Annotated in this window: 2 protein-coding genes; one reads left to right on the top strand and one right to left on the bottom strand. The window is 70.3% G+C overall.

From position 1 onward, the window contains the following. Positions 1-406 precede the first annotated feature (406 nt). Positions 407-826: a universal stress protein gene (locus V7050_RS20925; protein WP_324411270.1), complete on the bottom strand. Its 420-nt coding sequence runs from the start codon at positions 824-826 to the stop codon at positions 407-409. 326 nt (positions 827-1,152) lie between these two features. Between V7050_RS20925 and V7050_RS20920 the strand changes: the two genes are divergently transcribed. Continuing rightward, positions 1,153-1,682, top strand: a 530-nt coding sequence (locus tag V7050_RS20920) for an aconitase family protein (protein WP_324411268.1), incomplete at its 3' end; no start/stop codon positions are given.

Below are 1,682 nucleotides of genomic sequence, written 5' to 3'. Positions count from 1 at the left end.
GGCGATCGGGCCGCGCCGGCCCTGCCGGGGGCCGGCGCGCCTTGCGCACCGTCCAGGGCCGTCCCGTCCCGATCCTCGACCGGCGGGAAGGTGGCACCTCCCTCGCCCTGCGGCTTGCGCCTCCGGGCGACCGTTCCGGGCAAGGCGCCACCGGCGCCTCGCCTTTTCGGTCCTCGGCAAGGCTGTGCGGGCCGCGCGGGCGCGGCCTTTTCCTTGTCCCGAAAGTCGGCCTCGGGCCGCAGGACCGGTCAGTTGGAAGGGCCGCTGGTATTGCTCACCGACTTTGAAATCCAACCCCCTCGGCTTCCGCGCTCGCGCGCTCCAGCCGACGAACCGGCGCGAGGCAGTGCCTCGCTGGTGCCGGTTCGGGATGTCCCCCGGCCGATCGATCTGTCCAGATGTCGTATCAGGCCCCGCGCACGACCATCACGGAGATCGGCGCATGCTGGGCCACGTGGCCGGCATTCGAGCCTAAGAGATATTCCGCGGCGCCCGGAATATGCGACGCCATCACGATGAGATCGGCGCCGATCTCGGCGGCCTTGTGAATCAGGGCGTTGTCGAGGTCGATCGAGACGTCGTGCAGGTGCAGCGTCGAGGCCTCGATACCGATCCCGAGCCGCTCGCCCGCTTCGGCGGCGAACCGGTCGAGCTTCTCCGCGAAGGCCTCCGGGCTGCGCGCCACCGGCCCGGGCTCGGTTCCCGTGGCGCCGACGAGGGTGAGGCCCGCGCCATGGTGGCGGGCCAGATCCGCCGCCGTTCCGAGCGCCTTCTCCAGCCGGTCGGCATGGGCGAGATCGACGGGAACCATGATCCGAGCGTACATCTGTCACCTCCCTGTTCCGGACGGGCCACCCTAACACGGCAGGTCCGGGTGTCGACCGCGGCCCGGAGAAATTGCATTCGGCAACGCGACCCCGTCCTTGCGAGCCCCGGGCGCTGCCCAGGCATGCGCTCCGGCCGCAGCCGCGCCGGCGCTTGTGGAGCGGCCGATTCGGGGCTAGAGGTCGCCGATGCGACCGATCACCGACATCGACGACCACGCGCGGTTGCCCTGGCGGTTCCACGCCCGGCGTCCGCGCTTCACGGCGGGGCGCTGAGGCACGCCAGCCTGCCGCCCTGACCCGACAATCCCCGCGCGGGAGACACGCCATGTCCGCTCCGAAGACCCTCTACGACAAGATCTGGGACGCCCATCTGGTGCACGAGGCGCCCGACGGCACCTGCCTGATCTACATCGACCGCCATCTCGTGCACGAGGTGACGAGCCCGCAGGCCTTCGAGGGGCTGCGCATGACCGGCCGCAGGGTGCGCGCGCCGGAGAAGACCGTGGCGGTGCCCGACCACAACGTGCCGACCGACGTGGACCGGGCCAAGGGCATCGAGAACGAGGAGAGCCGCATCCAGGTCGAGACCCTGCGCGCCAATGCCGCGGAATTCGGCATCGAGATCTTCGACGTCGCCGACCCGCGCCAGGGCATCGTGCACATCATCGGGCCGGAGCAGGGCATCACCCAGCCGGGCATGACCATTGTCTGCGGCGACAGCCATACCGCCACCCATGGCGCCTTCGGGGCGCTGGCGCACGGCATCGGCACGAGCGAGGTCGAGCACGTGCTGGCCACCCAGACGCTGATCCAGAAGAAGTCGAAGAACATGAAGGTCGAGGTCACGGGCAGCCT

The sequence above is a fragment of the Amaricoccus sp. genome (assembly GCF_036846665.1).
In the GTDB taxonomy this organism is placed as follows: domain Bacteria; phylum Pseudomonadota; class Alphaproteobacteria; order Rhodobacterales; family Rhodobacteraceae; genus Amaricoccus.
This window is presented reverse-complemented; position numbering and strand designations above follow the sequence as displayed.

Excerpts from the sequence above, each read along its gene's own strand:
- V7050_RS20925 (WP_324411270.1), bottom strand. The coding sequence starts at position 826 with ATGTACGCTCGGATCATGGTTCCCGTCGATCTCGCCCATGCCGACCGG.